Raw genomic sequence first — 18,370 nt, 5'->3', positions numbered from 1 at the left:
TATTTTTATTGGATTGAAATACAATAGGATTGAATTTGGGCCAGTTGATTCAAATTGTTAAAATTATAGACATCACAAGCAGAAATTCGGGATGTCTGCTGGGTGTCATGAAATTGCGCTTCACCTTGAACAATCACATGATGACCCGTTTCATGAATTGCTTGAATATGGAACTCATGTGCGACGGTCGAAAAATAATGTTCGATAGACTGGCAATGCTTGAGCACTTGATCAAAACCTGACAGCTGTTGTTCACCTACAATTTCCCATGTAATGGTTTGTGAAAAATGCTGTTGGATTCGGCTAAATTGCCCCGTTGAAAAGTAGGTGGCTATGTCCGTGAGGGGCATCTCGTTTTGCCTGTTTTTTAGTCATGTTTAATAATTCTAGTTTAAAAATCATAGTCACATTCATTTCCCGATGAAGTTAAAAGTAATTTTTCATTACACTCCGTGTTTAGCTGGAGGATTGTTGCCCACAAAATACAGGAAACAAGGTAAACTAAAGCTTCCCTTTATTTTCATTGTGGATAAATTGATGCGACGTTTATCGACTCAAGATCAGAACTTTAAACAAGTCTTTGCTGATTTGTTGGCTTTTGAAACCGTGAGTGACCCAGAACTTTTAAAAACCGTAGATCAAATCATCGCTGATGTTCGTCAGCATGGTAATGCTCATGTTCTTAAACTCACTCAACAGTTCGATCGACATCCCGCGCATCAATTCTCAGATTTAGAACTGACCCAAGAACAATTAAAAACCGCTTTTGATGGTTTGAGTACCGAAGTCCGCGAGGCGTTAGAGCTCGCTGCAAACCGTATTCGTGAGTTTCACCAAGCGCAAAAACAAGAAGGCTGGACCTATGTGGATGCCTTGGGGAACACACTTGGGCAAAAAGTAACGCCTTTAGATCGCGTTGGTATTTATGTGCCGGGTGGTTTGGCATCTTATCCGTCGTCTGTACTGATGAATGCTGTGCCTGCGCATGTGGCGGGTGTGCCTGAAATTATTATGGTGGTGCCTGCACCAAATGGTGAGTTGAATCCATTGGTATTAGCATCCGCTTATTTGGCTGGTGTCAGCCGTGTCTTTACCATTGGTGGGGCACAAGCGGTTGCGGCTTTAGCCTATGGTACAGAAACGATTCCAGCGGTGGATAAGATTACGGGGCCGGGCAACCGTTTTGTCGCGGCTGCGAAACGTGCAGTATTCGGACAAGTCGGTATCGACATGATTGCAGGGCCATCTGAAATTTTAGTTTATGCTGAAGGCGTGAATAACGCACAGTGGTTGGCAATGGATTTATTGTCCCAAGCTGAACACGATACTGTGGCGCAAGCAGTGTTTATCACATCGGATGAACAGCTGTTAAATGAAGTAGAACTGGCTATTGAAGCGCATTTGCAAGCGTTACCTAAAGCGGAGATTGCGCGTACTTCAATTGCCAATCGTGGCGCATTAGTGCTTGTGAAAGACCGCGCTGAAGCAGTTGAGCTGATTAATCAAGTGGCGCCTGAGCATTTAGAGCTTTGCCTAGACGAAGCGCAGGAAATGGCTGAACATATTCGCCATGCCGGTGCGATTTTTATGGGGAGATATACCCCTGAAGCGATTGGTGATTATTGTGCAGGCCCGAACCACGTGTTACCTACCTCGGGTACGGCACGCTTTTCTTCGCCGCTGGGTGTATACGATTTCCAAAAGCGTTCAAGTTTGATTATGTGCTCTGAGCAAGGTGTGAAAACTTTGGCGAAAACCGCAGATATATTAGCGCAACAAGAAAACTTAGATGCGCATGCGCGTTCGGCACGTTATCGTTATCAATAATATAAATTTAGATCCCTCATTTGTTCAGTAATGAATGTTCCTCTCCCTATGGGAGAGGTTAGGAGAGGGGAAAATATTTAATTCAGTTTGGGACATCATAAACCTCTCCCAAACCCTCTCCTAGAAGGAGAGGGCTTATATAAAAGTAAGTTGAGTGCATAAATGAGATAGACAATGTTTAACATTACTACAGAACAAATGCGTTTTTGGAGTCCTGAAGTACGTGCATTAGAACCGTATGTGCCAGGCGAACAACCGAAAATTCAAAATTTATTGAAGCTCAATACCAACGAAAACCCATATCCACCCTCACCAAAAGTGGTGGAAGCTGTTCAAGCAGTCTTGGCAAACTCAGCAGATGTACTGCGTTTATATCCAGATCCAGATGCTTCTGCGTTAAAGCAGGCGATTGCGAAACAACAAAATGTTGCTGTTGAAAATGTCTTTGTTGGCAATGGTTCAGATGAGGTCTTAGCGCATATTTTTAAAGCTTTTTTTGTGCAAAAGCTGCCTTTACTTTACCCTGATATTACCTATAGCTTCTATCCTGTTTATAGCCAATTCTTTGGGGTCAAAACCAAAATTTTACCACTCAATGATGACTTTGAAATTGTGGTGGATGACTATAAACAAGCCAATGGCGGCATTATTATCACCAATCCAAATGCACCAACCAGTATTGATATTGGTTTAGCTGCAATAGAAGCAGTGCTTCAGGCCAATCCAAATTCAGTGGTGGTGATTGATGAAGCTTATGTCGACTTTGGTGCTGAATCGGCAGTCAGTTTGGTGGAAAAATATGAGAACTTGGTGGTGTGCCAAACCACGTCTAAGTCTCGCTCACTGGCGGGTTTACGTGTTGGTTTTGCGATTGCTCAACCGCATTTGATTACGGCACTTGAAGCGGTGAAGAATAGTTTTAACTCTTATCCAATGGACCGTTTTGCGATAGCTGCTGCGGTCGCTTCATTTGAAGATCAAGCTTATTTCGAAGCACAAAATCAAAAAGTAATTCAAAGCCGTGAACATTTGGTTGAACAATTGACCGCACTGGGCTTTAACGTTTTGCCATCAAGTGCCAACTTTATCTTTGCATCATTCCCTAGCAAAGATGCAGGTGAATTAGCGGCTGAATTACGTGAACAAGGCATTATTGTGCGTTATTTCAATAAACCGCGTATTAACCAGTTTTTACGTATCACGGTTGGAACTGATGAACAAAATCAACGCTTAGTCGATACATTGAAAAATGATATTTTAAAATAAACTTTCAACAGTTGTGATCTTTGAAAAGTGAACCTTCACTGATGTGAAGGTTCACTTTTTTATTTTGGTGGTTATTCAGCGTCCGTTTGCACAAAAGTATTGAGTAAATTAAGCAGTGCTGAGACCTTGTCAAAGCACTCTTGGTATTCAGCTTCACACTCTGATGCAATGGTAATTCCACCGCCAGCCCAAAGTGAAACCTCATCTTGGAATTTTTGAATGGAACGAATCAGAATGTTCCAAGAACCAGTACCATCGAAATTAAAATAACCCATTGAGCCACAGTACGCTCCACGTGGTGCACCTTCGAGTTCTTCAATAATCTGCATTGCTCGAATTTTAGGTGCACCTGTAATAGACCCGCCAGGTAGAGCAGAGAGCAGCACATGAAAGGGATGAACTTCTGCTTTAAGTGTTGCTTCGACTTCGCTGACCATATGATGGACTTGCTTAAAGCTTTCAATATTAAACAGTTTAGGTGTTTTGACTGAGCCCGTTTCTGCGTAAACGCTCAAGTCATTACGCAGTAGATCGACAATCATCACATTTTCAGCTTGGTCTTTTTCCGAAGCCATTAAGCGTTGTTTAGATTGTTCATCTAAGACTGGATCTGCAAAGCGCGGCATGGTGCCTTTAATCGGCTTGGTAATGATTTTTCGATGAGCTTGAAAATCAATAAACAACTCGGGTGAACAACTTAAGAGTTCAAAATCATCGATACGGAGATACCCCGAGTAAGGTGCATCGGTCAATTGCCAAAATGCTTCGACTGCACTTAGGAGTCGACCATGTGCCTTGGCTGTGAACTCTTGTGTCAGATTGATTTGATAGCAATCCCCAGCTTTGATGTATTCCTGTACTTGCTGAAAGGCTTGTTTGTATTCGGTTTTAGTCCAGCGTGCTTGGCAGATCGATGCGAGTTGGAGTGGATGGCTTAAGGCCGATGGCTGGAATAAATACGATTCAATTTTGCGATAAATGTGTTCAGCTTGTGAATCACTACTGCAAAATAGCCAGCCTGCATCAGTCCATTGTAGATAACTGCTGTATAAACCTAAAAATAGGCTTGGCTGTGGCTTAATTTGAACAGGAACGTGTTGCTGGGCGGCATAATCATAACTGACGAATCCAATGAGTCCGCCACTAAAAGATGCTTCTTTTTGTTCTGAGTTTGGCTGAATATTACTGGAAATGTCTATTTCTTTGTCATCGTGGATGTAACAAAAATCCTGAGTGCGTTGAAAGAAAAAGTGCTGGTTTTTTTGAAAAACTTGATAACGCTCGGGTAAAAAAGCAATGACAGGTGCATCGACATTTTGTAAATAGACTAACTGTGTGAGCTCATTCAATGCCTGTAGTATATGAGATACAGAGAGGCTTGAATCACAAATTATCTTTTTAAATGATTGGCTTAGAGTCATGCTAACGCAAATAGGATTAAAAAATTCAGGCTATTTTACCTCATTGTACGTGTACGCATAGAGGAAATACCGTTTATCGGTAAGCTATGGATTGCGACCAACAGCAGTTGATCAAAAAATCACTCGCATATAACTTAGTTCAGGCAATGAAGTCACTCAAGGATAGATCTTAATACTAATGTGGTTCCGTTAATTAGACCACTCAATTCAGTTTTATAAGTGATAAATCCGCTCTAAATATTTAAATTATGCTGCCATTACTTTTAGTAAATGTTGATCATAAAATTCATTTGGTGTTGCCTTATTCAAACTTGAATGAGGACGTATCATGTTATAAAAATCCAAATATTCAGCAATTGATAGTTTCGCTTGTTTAACCGTATCGTAAGCCTTCAAATAGACTTCCTCATGCTTCACGCTGCGCCATAAACGCTCGATCATTACATTATCCATCCATCGTCCTTTCCCATCCATACTGATACGGATATTTCGCAATTTTAACTCATTCAAAAATGCCTCGCTTGTGAATTGACTGCCTTGGTCTGTATTAAACACCTCTGGACAACCATATTTCACAATTGCTTCTTGCAACGCATCTATGCAAAAGTCTGTTTCCATACTGATCGATACTCGATGAGCCAGTACTTTACGACTATGCCAATCTATAATTGCACACAGATAGACAAAGCCTTTAGCCATAGGAATGTACGTGATATCTGTACACCAGACTTGATTAGAGTGATCGATGACCATGTTTTTCAACAGATATGGGAAAATACGGTGTGCAAGATTAGGCTTACTGGTATTGGGTTTTGGATACAAGGCATGTATTCCCATCAAGCGCATTAAACGTCGGACTTTACGCCGACCTATTTGATGTCCTTGACGCTGTAGCATATCTCGTATCATTCGACTGCCCATAAATGGGTAGTCGAGATGAATTTCATCGATTAGACGCATCCAACTCAAATCAGTTGATGAAATCTCTTTGGGCTTGTAATACAACGTACTGCGATTGATTTGAATCAATTGCGATTGTTGTCGTACCGAAAGTTGATGGGTCTTATCGATCATTTTTTGCCGCTCAGCTGCCCTATTTTTCTGAGCGCACCTTCTAAAAAATCAATTTGCAATGCCTGATGTCCTATCTTGGCATGTAGAGCTTTGAGGTCAATCTCTGGTTCTTGTTGTGCTGTTGGTCGTGAAAAAATATTGACTGATTGCTCAAGCAGTTGATTTTTCCAATCGATGATTTGGTTTTGATGTAAGTCGAATTGAGTAGAAAGTTCAGCGAGTGTGTGGTCGCCTTTAATTGCTGCGAGAGCAACTTTAACTTTAGGTGGTGTATCAAAAAGTATGCTAAAAAAAAGCAGGTTGAATTTTGATAAAATAGAGAAATGCAAATAACTCTAGAAATCAAATGTCCAACCTGCCTCAGTGACAGTATAAAGAAAAATGGCATCAAAGTAGATGGGAAACAAAACTACCAATGCAAAGACTGCAAACGTCAGTTTATTGGTGACCATGCTCTGAGCTATCTAGGATGTAATTCTGGCATTACTCGTAAAATATTACAGTTAATGGTCAGAGGCAGCGGTATACGAGATATCGCTGAAGTTGAGCGCATTAGTATCGGTAAAGTCTTACGGACTTTAACTGAATCGGCCTATCAAATTCAGCCTAAACAAAGTCATTATGAATCTCTCGAAGTAGATGAATTCTGGACTTTTGTTGGAAATAAAAATAATAAACAATGGCTTATTTACGCCTACCATCGAGAAACAGGTGAGATTGTTGCTTATGTTTGGGGTAAGAGAGATTTAGCTACAGTCCAAAGGTTGAAGACAAAGCTTAAACAATTAGGTATTCACTACACCCGAATTGCAAGTGATCATTGGGACAGTTTCATCACTGCTTTTAAAAACTGCAAGCAAAGTATTGGTAAGTTTTTTACTGTAGGAATTGAAGGTAATAATTGCAAAATAAGGCATCGAATAAGGCGTGGTTTTAGAAGAAGTTGCAATTTCTCCAAAAAGCTTGAAAACCATTTTAAAGCCTTCGACTTAACCTTCTTTTACATCAATAATGGCTTCATTTAATGTCAGCATACTTTTTAAAACACCACCTAACTTTAAACTCTGCTGAATGATTACGACGTTTTCTTCGTGTCATGGTTGACTCCAAAAACAAGCATTTCCCATGCTTATTGGGGAGTAGATTATCACTTATAGGCGTGGTCTAAAATCCTATACCCACATCATGCAATTGATGAATCGGGTGATATTCGTACTGATATACAGTCCGCTAGTAATAAAACGACGGCGTGTACACCACTACTAACAACGGGTGCAACCTTAACGACAGATAACAATCAAGTACAGTACCGAATTGGAACATTGGGTGCGACAGATACTTCAAATAAAGCTGTAACCTTCCGTATCCTCTTGGCAAATCCTATCTTTGATAAAATTGATGGCGCAGTTATTGGTGCAAATACCAATATTGTGAGTGATGTGAATAGTGAAGGAAAACAGACCTCTACAGTGATTGGTGGGGCACGCGTTAATCTCGGTAATTTATTGTCTGCCAATGTTAATGAAAGTGCTTATATTTCCCTCAGTGATTTTTCTGGTGCAGGGGTAAAGTGGAGCAATATCTATAAAGCGTATTTGAATAACTATTATGAAAAAAATAGCATCGCCAATCGAGCGGCTGCGGACTTCCGTGAGGGTGAGGTTTCAATTGAAATTGCTGAATGCTATAAGGTGTTAGCAAAATAATATTGTTGTAAACACAAAAAAAGCCCATCATCGATGGGCTTTTTTTGATATTAGGCAACATTAACCTGTATGGTCTAAGCGTGTACCTAGGGTTTCGAGATGAAGATTAAATTGATTACTTTTACGGTCGGCAAAATAGTGACGTAAGGTATGTTCGACACTAGGGAAAGCCAGTTCTGACCAAGGAATTTCATCTTCTTCAAATAAACGACATTCAATGCTTTCTTCGCCAGCACCGAATTTTCCATCTACTAAGTTCGCTTTAAAGAGCACATAAATTTGACCAATACGCGGAATATTGTACATGCAATATAGCTGTTCAATTTCAACTTCCGCTTCAGCTTCTTCACGGGTTTCTCGTGCAGCACCTTGTTCCATGGTTTCAAACAACTCCATGTAACCTGCTGGTAAGGTCCATAGCCCATAACGTGGTTCAATGGCACGGCGGCATAACAATACTTTATTTTCCCAAAGTGCGAGTGCACCACAAATTACTTTAGGGTTCACATAATGAATAGAACTACAAGAGGTGCAAACACGACGCAATTGATGGTCGCCAAGAGGGATTTGTTCTGTTGTTTTTTGTCCGCAATTGCTGCAAAAGTCCATATTCATCATCAATGATAAAGTTCAGACTCAGCATAACTTAAAAATTAAATTTTGGCATCATTTCTCTTTTTTCAGTATCAAATTCAGCTATGATGAAAAAAAGAATGATGGGGACGACGTTCAATGGATGAACATTCATTAACACGCATACTGCAGCAACAGTTACGGTTTTCAAACAAAATTAAATCGGCAGATGCAGCTGTGTTAATCGCGATCACCAATGAAGACAATCCCAAAGTTTTACTGACCCGCCGCTCTGTTTACCTATCTAATCATGCTGGTGAAGTGTCTTTTCCTGGCGGAAAAAGAGATCCGCAAGATACCAGTAATATTGTGGTTGCCTTACGTGAAGCCTATGAAGAAACCGCATTGAATCCTTTTGATGTACAGCTGCTCGGTGATTTGCCGATGCAAAAGGCCCGCAATGGTATGCTGGTCAAACCTGTGGTCGGGCTGATTCCGCCTGAAGTTGAACTGGTTGCCCAGCCGACAGAAATTGATCGTATTTTCTTTGCGTCACTTAAACAGCTGATGGAAGTACCTGCGGTGCCTTATGAAGTTCGTTTTGCCCATCAATCTCTCTATTTTCCCAGTATGCGGGTGGAAAATGAAATTGTTTGGGGGCTGACAGCACGGATGTTGGTTGCATTATTTCAATATGGTTTAGGCTACCATAAAGAGTGGCCATTTTTAGTCAATTCACCGACTTTTCGGTTCCCAAAGTAAGTTGAGTATTTTAAGGAAAAAATATGTTGTACAAATTTAAAGGTCATTCCCCACAAGCAATGCATCAACCATGGAATGGTTGGATTGCGGAAAATGCCACAGTGATCGGTCAAGTCGAATTGGGGCAACAGGTTAGTATTTGGTTTGGGGTGGTCGTACGTGCAGACAATTGCAAAATTCGTTTAGGTGACTTTACCAATATTCAGGAAAATGCGGTTTTACATACAGATGCTGGGATTGAAATGAATATTGGCAATTATGTCACGATTGGGCATCAAGCCATGTTGCATGGTTGCACTGTGGGAGATAATAGTCTGATTGGGATTAATGCCGTAGTTTTAAACAATGCCGTGATTGGTAAAAATTGTATTATTGGCGCGAATGCGCTGATTCCTGAAGGGAAAGTCATTCCAGATAATTCTCTAGTTATGGGCTCACCGGGTAAAGTGGTCAAAACTTTGGATGAAACGGCTGAGGCTCGTTTGAAAATGAGTGCACTGCATTATGCAGAACACTTTAAACAATTTATCGATTTAGAGCCGGCACAGTTATAAGCTTATTTTTCCCATTCAGCCTAGATTTCTCTAGGCTTTTTTAGTTCTGTTCTGAGAACATCTCGCCTAGTGCTTTTGAGTGGAGTATCATAGCCACGTTTTTATAGATTAAATCATTAAGGTTGTGCATGAAAGTGCTGGCATTGGAATCTGCAAATGAGCAGTGTTCCGTCTCTATTGTAGATGAAAATAAAGAACTTTTTTTCCAATTGGATACGCGCGCAAAAGCACAAACGCAAACGATTCTCCCAATGATTGAACAAGGGTTTTTACAGTTGGATATAAAGACAGAAGATTTGTCTTGTATCGCTTTTAGTCGTGGTCCTGGTTCTTTTAGCGGCGTTCGTATTAATGCTGCCGTGGCTCAAGCTTTGGCATGGTCGCATGATTTGCCTGTGGTTCCTGTCTCAACCTTACAAGCGCTCGCACAAGCCGCATATCGCGTGCATGGTCTAACCACAGTCACCGCAGTTTTAGATGCTCGTATGAGTGAAGTCTATATTGCGAGTTTTCAATTAGATACGGACGGCATCATGCAAGCCGTCGATGAAGAACAGCTTTTAAGCTATGCAGCAGCTACTGAATGTGCACCGTTTACTTTAGTTGGTTCAGGTGCAACCTTAATTGATCCATCACAAATACAATACAAAGATTTAAGTGCAACTGCGCAAGATATTGCCACAATTGCGCGCAAGAATGCACAGCAACAACACTGGGTGAGTGCTGAACTTGCACTTCCAGTCTATTTACGTGATAACGCTTGGAAAAAAATCCCGGAACAGGGCAAAGCATAATTAGGGTTTTTTATGGATCTTTTACTGCTGCTCAAAGCGGCAATTATGGGTATTGTTGAAGGTATTACTGAATTCTTACCCATTTCGAGTACTGGACATTTAATTTTAGCTTCAGAACTCATGAATTTCTGGACCAAAGAAAAAAGTGATGTCTTTGTGATCGCCATTCAAATGGGGGCAATTGCAGCCGTCATTTATGAATATTGGGCACGTTTGTGGGGAGCAGCAACGGGGATTTTTAGTGGTGAACCCCAAGGTCGGCGTCTTGGGATTGGGCTAATTTTAGCGTCGATTCCTATTGTGCTGATTGGTCTGACATTTGGTCAAACGGTGAAAGAGCTTTTATTTAATGATATTGCCATTGCCATTGGTTTGATTGTAGGTGGCTTGATTATTATTTGGATTGAAAAGCATCCACCACAAGAGCGCGTCCATGAAGTTGAAGACCTGAGTATCAAAGATGCGATTTGGATTGGTCTGATTCAAGTACTGTCTTTAATTCCAGGGACATCACGTTCAGGGGCAACCATTATTGGTGCGATGTTTTTAGGTGTATCGCGCAAAGCAGCCACTGAGTTTTCATTCTTCTTGGGTATTCCAGTAATTATTGGTGCGGGTCTTTTAGATTTATACCAAAGCGCACATGTGTTTGACGGACAACAAGATTGGATCGTATTGGCAACAGGCATTATTGTTTCTTTTATCTCGGCTTTACTGTTGATTCGTGCTTTAGTCGCTTATGTGGCGAAGCGTGATTTCATGATTTTTGCATGGTATCGCATCGCTTCAGGCTTAGTGATTCTACTGTTTGCCTTTACGGGTTGGAAGTTATGGTAGGCCCAATGCGCTTATATGTGGAACAAGAGCATTTAGAAAAAGCACAGCACTATGTTGCTGTGCTTTTTTCTCGCGGTGTCGAGGTCAGCATCGAAGTCGCCGAAAAGTTAAATGCACGTTTCTTCCGTTTTCATCCTGAACTGGGTCTGTGTGCCGATGCCGATGGGCTTTGGCTTTGTGCCAATGGCATGAAAATGCAGCCGGATTGGAAAGCTGAAGTTCCACGTTTAAAGCGTGCGTCGTTAAAGTCTGAAATGATTGCTCGTGCTTGCTACTTGACTGAAAAACCTAAGCTCATTGATGCAACGGCAGGGCTTGGGCATGATTCACTGCTCATGGCATATTTGGGCGCCAATGTCACTTTGGTAGAACGCCATCCCATTTTATTCACCTTGTTAGAGTCAAGTAAGGAACAGGCTTTGCAGGATGCATTTTTAAACCCTGTGGTGACTCGAATTCACTTGGTTTTTTCAGATTCCGCACAGTATCTGCAGCAACAAGCAGAGCAGGGCAATACGGTCGATGTGGTTTATCTAGATCCGATGTTTCCGCAACGGGATCAAAATCAGCAAGCGGTGAAAAAACAGGCACAAGTGAAAAAGCAAATGCAACTTTTACATATGTTATTGCCTGAAGATGGTGAGATGGATTTGGGCGATAATCTGCTTGGCTTAGCGCAAAAAGTGGCAAAACGGGTGGTGGTCAAACGTCCTCGCTTGGCCGTATTTTTGGCAAATCAAGAAACTACTCATCAGTGGCTGGGGGATGCATGCCGTTTTGATGCCTATTTTCAGCATGAACGCTTAGACTGAAGTGGAAGACTGCTTCAAAAGTATGCAAAGATTTGTTATATAGTTAAAAACATCATTGATAAAATGCTGATCAAGCATAAACTTAGTGTGTCCCTACGCAAGTCACAATTTAATTAGAATCTTATGATCGACTTCAAACCCTCCATCAACTTTTGGCATGATTTTAAAAGCAACCAAACTGCGGGGATGTGGTTGTTTCTAGGTTCACGACGCTCTTTGCAAATTGTCCATCCTTCGATTATGCAGCTCATTTTTTGGGGGATTTTAGGTGGCTCAGCCAATACTTTATTTAGCTGGTTGAGCGCAGGAGAGATCGGTGACTTTAACCCACAAGGTTTGGTTAGTTACGCACTTTGGCCTTTCATTGCCCTGATTGTCGGGATTTTTCTGTCTCAACGGGTGAATAATCCGCGTTTGATGTTGGTACCAGCACTGCTCTGGTTGGTGTTGGATACGCATATCGCGTTATTACAAAGTTTTATCCAATATTTAGGCATGGTTGATGTCCTGCCGTATTTCTTCTACGACTACCTGCCGAATGTATTCATGGTATTGTTTGTCTGGCAGAGTTTGGCTGTGGTGTGGGTGTTTTCGCGTGAGCTGAAATGGCCTTGGTGGGAGCGTGCCCTGATTGTCTTGGCCACGCTGTTTACCCTTGTGGTTTGGCAAATGTCAGTGACCAGTCAGCCGATTTGGAAAGTAGAAGAAACGCCACCAACCTTTGCAGAAGATGCCTTCTATGCACAAAGTCGCTTACTCAATAAAGCACTAGAGTCCGTGCAATATGGCGAATTTGCCCAGTCACATTGGTATTTCCTTGGGGTGGCGGGAGCGAGTTATCAAGATGTATTCCGTTCGGAAGTCGAGCGAATAAAAGAACAGTTCGATACGCGTTTTGGTACGTTGGGCCGTTCGATGATGTTGGTGAATAACCCTGCTACACGAACAGAAATTCCGATTGCCTCTAAACACAGTATTGAAATGGCGCTGCGTCGTATGGGACAGCAGATGAACCGTGAAAGCGATGTGTTATTTTTATATATGACTTCGCATGGTTTACCGAACCAATTCGAAATGGAAAATGCACCTTTAGACTTAACTCAGGTCGACCCGAAATGGTTACGCGAAACCTTAGATGCATCGGGTATTCGCTGGCGTGTGATTGTTATTTCATCGTGCTTCTCTGGAAGCTTTGTACCAGCACTGCAAAATGACAATACTTTGATCATTACCGCTTCGGCAGCAGACCGTCAGTCTTTTGGTTGTACCAATGAAGCAGATTATACTTATTTTGGTCGGGCGTTTTTTGATCAAGCAATGCGTGAACAAAACAGTATAGAAACGGCGTTTAGCCAAGCACAAAAGACTGTGAGCCAATGGGAAACAGCACAAGGTTTTGAACCGTCTGAACCACAGTGGTCGATGGGTAAAAATATGGAGCTGATGCTTCCTCAACTTGAACAGCGCTTGTTTCCACCTAAAGCTGTTGCAAACCCTTAATTTGGATCTAAAAAGGAACCCTGATGGAATTAGTACAATCTAACCGTAGTTTTGATGGTGAACAGCGTATTTACCGATTTAATTCCATCAGCCTTCAAGGCGAGAGTAAGTTCGGCATTTATTTGCCGGCTCAAGCGCTAGCAGGGCAAGCGTGCCCAACATTATTTTATTTGGCAGGTTTAACCTGTACCGAAGAAACCTTTGCTATTAAAGCGCATGCGCAGCGTTTAGCAGCACAGCTAGGTCTGATTTTGGTAACGCCTGATACTTCTCCTCGTGGTGAACAGGTTGCGCAAGGTGATCATTGGGATATTGGGCAAGGGGCAGGTTTTTATATTAATGCCACCCAAGCGCCGTGGGCTGAGCATTTCCAGATGGAAAGCTATGTTGTTGAAGAGTTGTATGATTTAGTGATTCAGCAATTTGCTGTACAAGCAGAGCGTATTGGTATTTTCGGGCACAGCATGGGCGGTCATGGCGCTTTAACCTTGGCCTTGAAATATCCTGAGAAGTTTAAGTCGGTGTCTGCATTTGCTCCGATTTGCGCACCCAGCCAATGTCCTTGGGGCGAAAAAGCGTTTTCAAACTATTTAGGTTCAGATCAAGCTGAGTGGCTGAAACATGATGCAACCGCTTTGGTCCAAACAAAAACAGCTCATTTTGCCGATATTTTAATTGATCAGGGTTTGAGTGATCAGTTTTATAGCCAGCTCAGTCCTGCATTATTTCAGCAAGCCTGTCAGGCTGCGGGCCAGCCACTGACGCTTCGCGAACATGCAGGCTATGACCATGGTTATTATTTTATTCAAAGTTTTATTGATGATCACCTGCAGTTTCATGCCGTACAGCTCGAAGCTTAAATCTTGATTTGTCGTATTTATTCTTAATTTTTGACTAGAAATCATCCAGCACTGGCATTAACATGGTTGGGTGATTGATTTTTTGTTCTTGAAAAATAAAACAGTAAAATAATAGATAGGGTATACATGCAAAATTCAGAGGCATCTTTGCCACCTGTAGAGGCTTCTTTTGAAGCAAGCTGGCCACCTCCACCAGCCGTTCCCACGGATGAGCCAAACGCCTATTTGGGACAGACCTTTCGTTTCCAATTCCGTGGTAATGCCCGTGAGTACTTTGGCATTTGGATTGTGAATATCTTATTGACCATTGTTACCTTCAGTTTATATGCGCCTTGGGCGAAGGTTAGACGCTTACGCTATTTTTATGGCAACACGGTGTTTTATCGCCGCAAGTTTGATTTTACGGGTGTACCTACACGTATCCTGATTGGTCGAATTATTGCTTTGGGCGTGTACTTTGGCGCTTCAGCTTTGGCTCAGGTATCTTGGCAAGCTTCTTTAATTGGTTTCCTCATCATCTTTTTATTGGTTCCGTGGTTGGTGCGTTCAACCATTCGTTTCCGAGCGCGGAACAGTAAATTTGGCAATAGCCGCTTTTATTTTACAGGCACAACCAAAGAAGCCTATATCTTGGCGCTGAAAGGCATTTTGATTTACATCTTTACCCTCGGGATCTTTTTCCCAGTGCTGTTTTGGTATTTTAAAAAATACACGCTGGATAATTTACAACTCGGGCAATTACGTTTTGAGTTACATGCCGATTGGCCTGACTATATGCGTGCTATGTACGTCCCTGTGTTTTTGTTTATTGGAATTGTCTTTGTTTTAGGATTATTCGTTGCCTTCACTCTTCAAGTTGGGAGCAGTTCTCCAACCCAGTTTGGGATCATCGTGGCGGTGATTTATATGATTGCTGCTTTTATGATTTGGCCGTTGATGATGGCGCGTATTTTTATTACCACATGGAATAAAGCCACGCTGGGGCGTAGTCCTTTCCAAACGGACTGCGGTCAGATGCATTATGCATGGATCGTGATGACCAACTGGATTTTAAAAATCCTCTCGCTCGGTTTGTTATCTGCATGGGCTGCGGTGCGTTTGTATCAGTATCAAATTGAGTCATTAACTTTAACCCTAAAAAATGATCCAGATCGTATGTACAATTTGGCTCAAGATGACCCGAATGCTATTGCTGAAGAGCTGAGTGATATTTTTGACATCGATATTTCGCTGTAACGAGGCTTAAATGCAGGAACAAAACATCACCTTTTACGATGGGCAGATTTCTAAGCCTTATCCAGCCACGATTGCACCGATAGACCGAGAAACGGTGTTGATCTGTTATAACCAGCAGCAGCGTCGTTATTACTATGCCGATATGCAGTTGATTGGGGCATTGGGGCAGATTCAACCTGTGATTGAGTTGAAAGATGATGCACGGATTGAATTTCCACAAGCATTGCCTGACTGGTTTGAGCTGAACAAAAAGCATGTACAGCATTCGATTTGGAAATTAGAACGCTCACCAAGTCTCATCTTATTTAGTGTGGTGTTTGTTGCCGCTTTTATCTTTGCCATTTTAAGATGGGGTATTCCAAGCGCAGCACATTATGTCGCGATGCAACTACCTGCCGATACCATCTATAAACTCGGCGATGAAGCGCAAGAACAAGTGTTTAAGCTGACGGGACCTTCGACTGTCCCTCTTGCACGTCAAAAACAAATCATGCAAAGCTATCAAGACCTTGTTGCCAATGGGCAACCTGCCAAAGTATTGTTTCGTGCAGGTGGACAAATTGGAACGAATGCTTTAGCGCTGCCAAACAACACCATTATTCTGACCGATGAACTGGTTAATTTAGCTAAAGATGATCATGAAATTATTGGGGTTTTAGCACATGAGCAAGGGCACTTGGTCGAGCGACATAGCTTACAGCAAGCCTTATCCAGTTTAGGTTTTAGTGTGCTATTGATTGCGGTGACGGGGGACAGTTCGGCCTTATTTACAACTTTGCCCGTGGCTTTGGTTGGTGCCAGTTATTCACGCAATTTTGAAAGTGATGCGGACTTGTATGCCATGCAAGTGCTGGATAAAAACCATATCTCCAGCTTACATTTGGCAAACTTTTTAGCACGTATGGAAGATGATGCACGTGCCGAAGAGGAAGAAAAGCAGCCGCAAGGGAAGTCCGAAGAAGAGGAGGACGGTGGCATTGGTTCATTTTTCCAAAGTCACCCTGCGACCCAAGAGCGTATTGCAGCTATTCGCCAATTTAACCAACAGCAACGGTTATCAAACTAATTCATTCAGCCGTTGACTTAAACTTGTGTCCATGTTGCTGTGAGTGGCGTTTGTCCCATACGGATCAGGTGGTCTAAGACCACGTGTTCTAAGTGACTCAATTTTTCTTCACTCGCCTCAATGCTGACATGTAAATGTTCGGCTTGAGGGCTTAACAGTACCCGTGCTTCAGGCATGATAATGGTAAAACTACTGGGTTCTTGTTCGATTTCAAACTTATGTTTCCAGTGATTCACCAGTCGTTTTGCAATTCGAGCCGCATCTGTCGTGACAATATCCGCAGTACTTTTCATATTTACCTCGTCGATTGATCATTTACCATAGCAGTTTCAAGCCAAATGAAAAGTTGAATGTTGCAACGCTACGTTGCAAATTTAGAAAGCTTAGCGCTTTCTTTTTTCACAAGTCCCAGTTCAAAAGCTGAATTTGCTATAATGCGTTCATTCCCTTTTGTATAAGCCAGGTACACGCATGTCCAAGCCTTATTTAATTGCACCATCTATTCTCTCTGCTGACTTTGCTCGTTTAGGTGAAGACGTTGAACATGTACTTGCAGCAGGTGCAGACGTGGTTCACTTTGATGTGATGGATAACCACTATGTGCCAAATCTGACTTTTGGTGCGGGTATTTGTAAGGCTCTCAAGAACTATGGCATCAAAGCCCCAATTGATGTGCATTTGATGGTCAAGCCTGTCGATCGCATGATTGGTGACTTCTTAGAAGCAGGCGCGGACATTATTACCTTTCATCCAGAAGCCTCTGACCATATTGACCGTTCTTTACAGTTGATTAAATCAGGCGGTGCAAAAGCGGGTTTGGTCTTTAACCCAGCAACGCCGTTATATTATTTAGATTATGTGCTCGATAAAGTCGATCAAATTTTGTTGATGAGTGTGAACCCTGGTTTCGGCGGTCAAAAGTTTATTCCGATGACTTTAGACAAACTACGTGAAGCACGCAAAATTATTGATGCTTCAGGGCGTGATATTCGTTTAGAAGTGGATGGTGGTGTGTCACCTGCAAATATTCGCGAGATTGCAGAAGCGGGTGCAGATATGTTTGTTGCTGGTTCAGCTATTTTTGGAAAACCAGATTATAAAGCTGTGATTGATGATATGCGTGCAGAGCTTGCAAAAGTCGGTGCGGTAAAGGTTTAAGCTCATAGGTATAAATACTATGCGTTCTGTGGATAACTTTATGGATAAACTGGTGGATATCTATGTTGATAACGATATGGATAACTTGATTAATATTCAAACGTTTACACAGCAATGGTTTAGTATTTAGACGTTAAATGTATAAAAAGGACTCATTTGAGTCCTTTTTTATGGTGTGAAAGCCTGATTCTTACTGATGCTTTATTCATCTTTACTTAAAAATAGCACTGTTTAAAAAATAACTTTATTGTTTAAGTGTGCGTAGTGGCTAAACCGTCGCAGTAATTGAATTTAAATTTATAAACTTGTGTATAAACTATTCTTTGCTTATCCTGTAGATTGGGATCAGCAACAAAAGCTTAGGCATTTACATGCACAGAACGTTTTGTTGCGTTGAAATATCATTCTTCACTGACTAAATAGGATTGATTGTGCGTTCACTGCTCAAGACACATTCTTGGTTTGTCTTACTCATTACCTTGGTAATGGGGTGGAGTGGTATTGCCCAAGCTTCGGCAGCGCCGATGCATCAAATGATGCAGCTGAGTATGCAGGCTGCAACCAGTGAGCAAAGTTCTGCGCATGCAACAGGTATGCAAAGCATGCCCGACTGTCATCAAACGAAATCATCGAGTCCAGTCTCTGGACATCAAATGCATATGGCTCAGACCGACATAACAGCGAAGAGCAATTGTCATGCCTCGGATATGCTGCAAAATAAGCAAGTTCAGTGTCAGGAGTGTGCACAGTATCACTGCCAAACGACGCTGACGCTTTTAGACGTTGAACCGCTTGCAGTGGTTCAGCTTGAAGCCGCTTTAGTACAATCATCCCCCCATTTTCGTTATCAAGCTCAACATTTAGTGGGCTATTGGCAAGAAATTCTACGTCCTCCTAAAGCCTAATCCTGATTTTTAAAACTTT

Annotated in this window: 20 protein-coding genes; 15 read left to right on the top strand and 5 right to left on the bottom strand. The window is 41.9% G+C overall.

Features of this window, described 5'->3' with window-relative positions; all coding sequences use genetic code 11:
* Positions 1–5: 5 nt before the first annotated feature.
* Positions 6–350: a nuclear transport factor 2 family protein gene (locus AC4CUZ_RS18545; RefSeq protein WP_005400212.1), complete on the bottom strand. Its 345-nt coding sequence runs from the start codon at positions 348–350 to the stop codon at positions 6–8.
* 175 nt (positions 351–525) lie between these two features.
* On the opposite strand from AC4CUZ_RS18545, the gene hisD reads away from it, so the two are divergent.
* Both hisD and hisC read left to right on the top strand, forming a co-directional pair.
* Positions 526–1,827 carry a histidinol dehydrogenase gene (gene hisD / locus AC4CUZ_RS18540; RefSeq protein ID WP_171054223.1) on the top strand — a complete coding sequence of 434 codons (1,302 nt, stop codon included), beginning with the start codon at positions 526–528 and terminating at the stop codon, positions 1,825–1,827.
* 174 nt (positions 1,828–2,001) lie between these two features.
* The gene (hisC, locus tag AC4CUZ_RS18535) at positions 2,002–3,093 is read left to right on the top strand and encodes a histidinol-phosphate transaminase (RefSeq protein ID WP_490748034.1); all 1,092 of its coding nucleotides are present in this window, start codon (positions 2,002–2,004) and stop codon (positions 3,091–3,093) included.
* Positions 3,094–3,164: 71 nt separating this feature from the next.
* On the opposite strand, the gene AC4CUZ_RS18530 is transcribed toward hisC, so the two are convergent.
* On the bottom strand, positions 3,165–4,514 hold the full coding sequence (locus AC4CUZ_RS18530; RefSeq protein WP_005400209.1) for an anthranilate synthase component I family protein: 1,350 nt from the start codon (positions 4,512–4,514) through the stop codon (positions 3,165–3,167).
* 246 nt (positions 4,515–4,760) lie between these two features.
* A protein-coding gene (locus AC4CUZ_RS18525) for an IS3-like element ISAcsp5 family transposase (protein ID WP_490748084.1) occupies positions 4,761–5,887 on the bottom strand; the annotation gives its coding sequence in 2 pieces (ribosomal slippage) (positions 4,761–5,629 and positions 5,629–5,887; 1,128 coding nt in all).
* A gap of 24 nt (positions 5,888–5,911) precedes the next feature.
* Here AC4CUZ_RS18525 and AC4CUZ_RS18520 point away from each other — a divergent pair.
* Together AC4CUZ_RS18520 and AC4CUZ_RS18515 are read left to right on the top strand one after the other, a co-directional pair.
* Positions 5,912–6,613: an IS1 family transposase gene (locus AC4CUZ_RS18520; protein WP_004282344.1), complete on the top strand. Its 702-nt coding sequence runs from the start codon at positions 5,912–5,914 to the stop codon at positions 6,611–6,613.
* Between the two features lie 297 nt (positions 6,614–6,910).
* The gene (locus tag AC4CUZ_RS18515) at positions 6,911–7,294 is read left to right on the top strand and encodes a hypothetical protein (protein WP_279042882.1); all 384 of its coding nucleotides are present in this window, start codon (positions 6,911–6,913) and stop codon (positions 7,292–7,294) included.
* 60 nt (positions 7,295–7,354) lie between these two features.
* Here AC4CUZ_RS18515 and AC4CUZ_RS18510 read toward each other — a convergent pair whose 3' ends face one another.
* Positions 7,355–7,903: an NUDIX hydrolase gene (locus AC4CUZ_RS18510; RefSeq protein WP_010325974.1), complete on the bottom strand. Its 549-nt coding sequence runs from the start codon at positions 7,901–7,903 to the stop codon at positions 7,355–7,357.
* Positions 7,904–8,026: 123 nt separating this feature from the next.
* Here AC4CUZ_RS18510 and AC4CUZ_RS18505 point away from each other — a divergent pair, with 123 nt between their 5' ends.
* The 9 genes from AC4CUZ_RS18505 (at position 8,027) to AC4CUZ_RS18465 (ending at position 16,288) form a co-directional block, all read left to right on the top strand.
* On the top strand, positions 8,027–8,629 hold the full coding sequence (locus AC4CUZ_RS18505) for an NUDIX hydrolase (RefSeq protein WP_005400206.1): 603 nt from the start codon (positions 8,027–8,029) through the stop codon (positions 8,627–8,629).
* Between the two features lie 23 nt (positions 8,630–8,652).
* Positions 8,653–9,183 carry a gamma carbonic anhydrase family protein gene (locus tag AC4CUZ_RS18500; protein WP_005400205.1) on the top strand — a complete coding sequence of 177 codons (531 nt, stop codon included), beginning with the start codon at positions 8,653–8,655 and terminating at the stop codon, positions 9,181–9,183.
* 128 nt (positions 9,184–9,311) lie between these two features.
* A complete protein-coding gene (gene tsaB / locus AC4CUZ_RS18495) occupies positions 9,312–9,977 on the top strand; it encodes a tRNA (adenosine(37)-N6)-threonylcarbamoyltransferase complex dimerization subunit type 1 TsaB (protein ID WP_005400204.1) in 666 nt (221 codons plus the stop codon).
* A 12-nt stretch (positions 9,978–9,989) separates the two neighbouring features.
* Entirely contained in the window at positions 9,990–10,814 is an 825-nt protein-coding gene (locus tag AC4CUZ_RS18490) for an undecaprenyl-diphosphate phosphatase (protein ID WP_005400203.1), read from the top strand.
* The gene (locus tag AC4CUZ_RS18485; protein WP_419381117.1) at positions 10,808–11,626 is read left to right on the top strand and encodes a class I SAM-dependent methyltransferase; all 819 of its coding nucleotides are present in this window, start codon (positions 10,808–10,810) and stop codon (positions 11,624–11,626) included. Before AC4CUZ_RS18490 ends, AC4CUZ_RS18485 begins: the two co-directional genes overlap by 7 nt.
* A 123-nt stretch (positions 11,627–11,749) precedes the next feature.
* A complete protein-coding gene (locus tag AC4CUZ_RS18480) occupies positions 11,750–13,126 on the top strand; it encodes a C13 family peptidase (RefSeq protein ID WP_201950125.1) in 1,377 nt (458 codons plus the stop codon).
* Between the two features lie 23 nt (positions 13,127–13,149).
* Entirely contained in the window at positions 13,150–13,986 is an 837-nt protein-coding gene (gene fghA / locus AC4CUZ_RS18475; protein ID WP_279042872.1) for an S-formylglutathione hydrolase, read from the top strand.
* A gap of 126 nt (positions 13,987–14,112) precedes the next feature.
* Complete coding sequence (locus AC4CUZ_RS18470; RefSeq protein ID WP_004694984.1) at positions 14,113–15,222, top strand: YjgN family protein; 1,110 nt, start codon at positions 14,113–14,115, stop codon at positions 15,220–15,222.
* 10 nt (positions 15,223–15,232) lie between these two features.
* Positions 15,233–16,288, top strand: a complete 1,056-nt coding sequence (locus tag AC4CUZ_RS18465) for a M48 family metallopeptidase (protein WP_201950127.1) — start codon at positions 15,233–15,235, stop codon at positions 16,286–16,288.
* A gap of 17 nt (positions 16,289–16,305) precedes the next feature.
* Here the strand turns inward: AC4CUZ_RS18465 and AC4CUZ_RS18460 are convergent, their stop codons facing one another.
* Positions 16,306–16,581, bottom strand: coding sequence for a DUF2218 domain-containing protein (locus tag AC4CUZ_RS18460; protein WP_004984216.1), 276 nt, complete (start codon positions 16,579–16,581; stop codon positions 16,306–16,308).
* A 178-nt stretch (positions 16,582–16,759) separates the two neighbouring features.
* Between AC4CUZ_RS18460 and rpe the strand changes: the two genes are divergently transcribed.
* Both rpe and AC4CUZ_RS18450 read left to right on the top strand, forming a co-directional pair.
* The gene (gene rpe, locus AC4CUZ_RS18455) at positions 16,760–17,446 is read left to right on the top strand and encodes a ribulose-phosphate 3-epimerase (RefSeq protein ID WP_201950130.1); all 687 of its coding nucleotides are present in this window, start codon (positions 16,760–16,762) and stop codon (positions 17,444–17,446) included.
* 431 nt (positions 17,447–17,877) lie between these two features.
* A complete protein-coding gene (locus AC4CUZ_RS18450; RefSeq protein WP_201950135.1) occupies positions 17,878–18,351 on the top strand; it encodes a hypothetical protein in 474 nt (157 codons plus the stop codon).
* Positions 18,352–18,370 lie beyond the last annotated feature (19 nt).

The sequence above is a fragment of the Acinetobacter sp. 789_lipA genome, from assembly GCF_058242845.1.
This window is presented reverse-complemented; position numbering and strand designations above follow the sequence as displayed.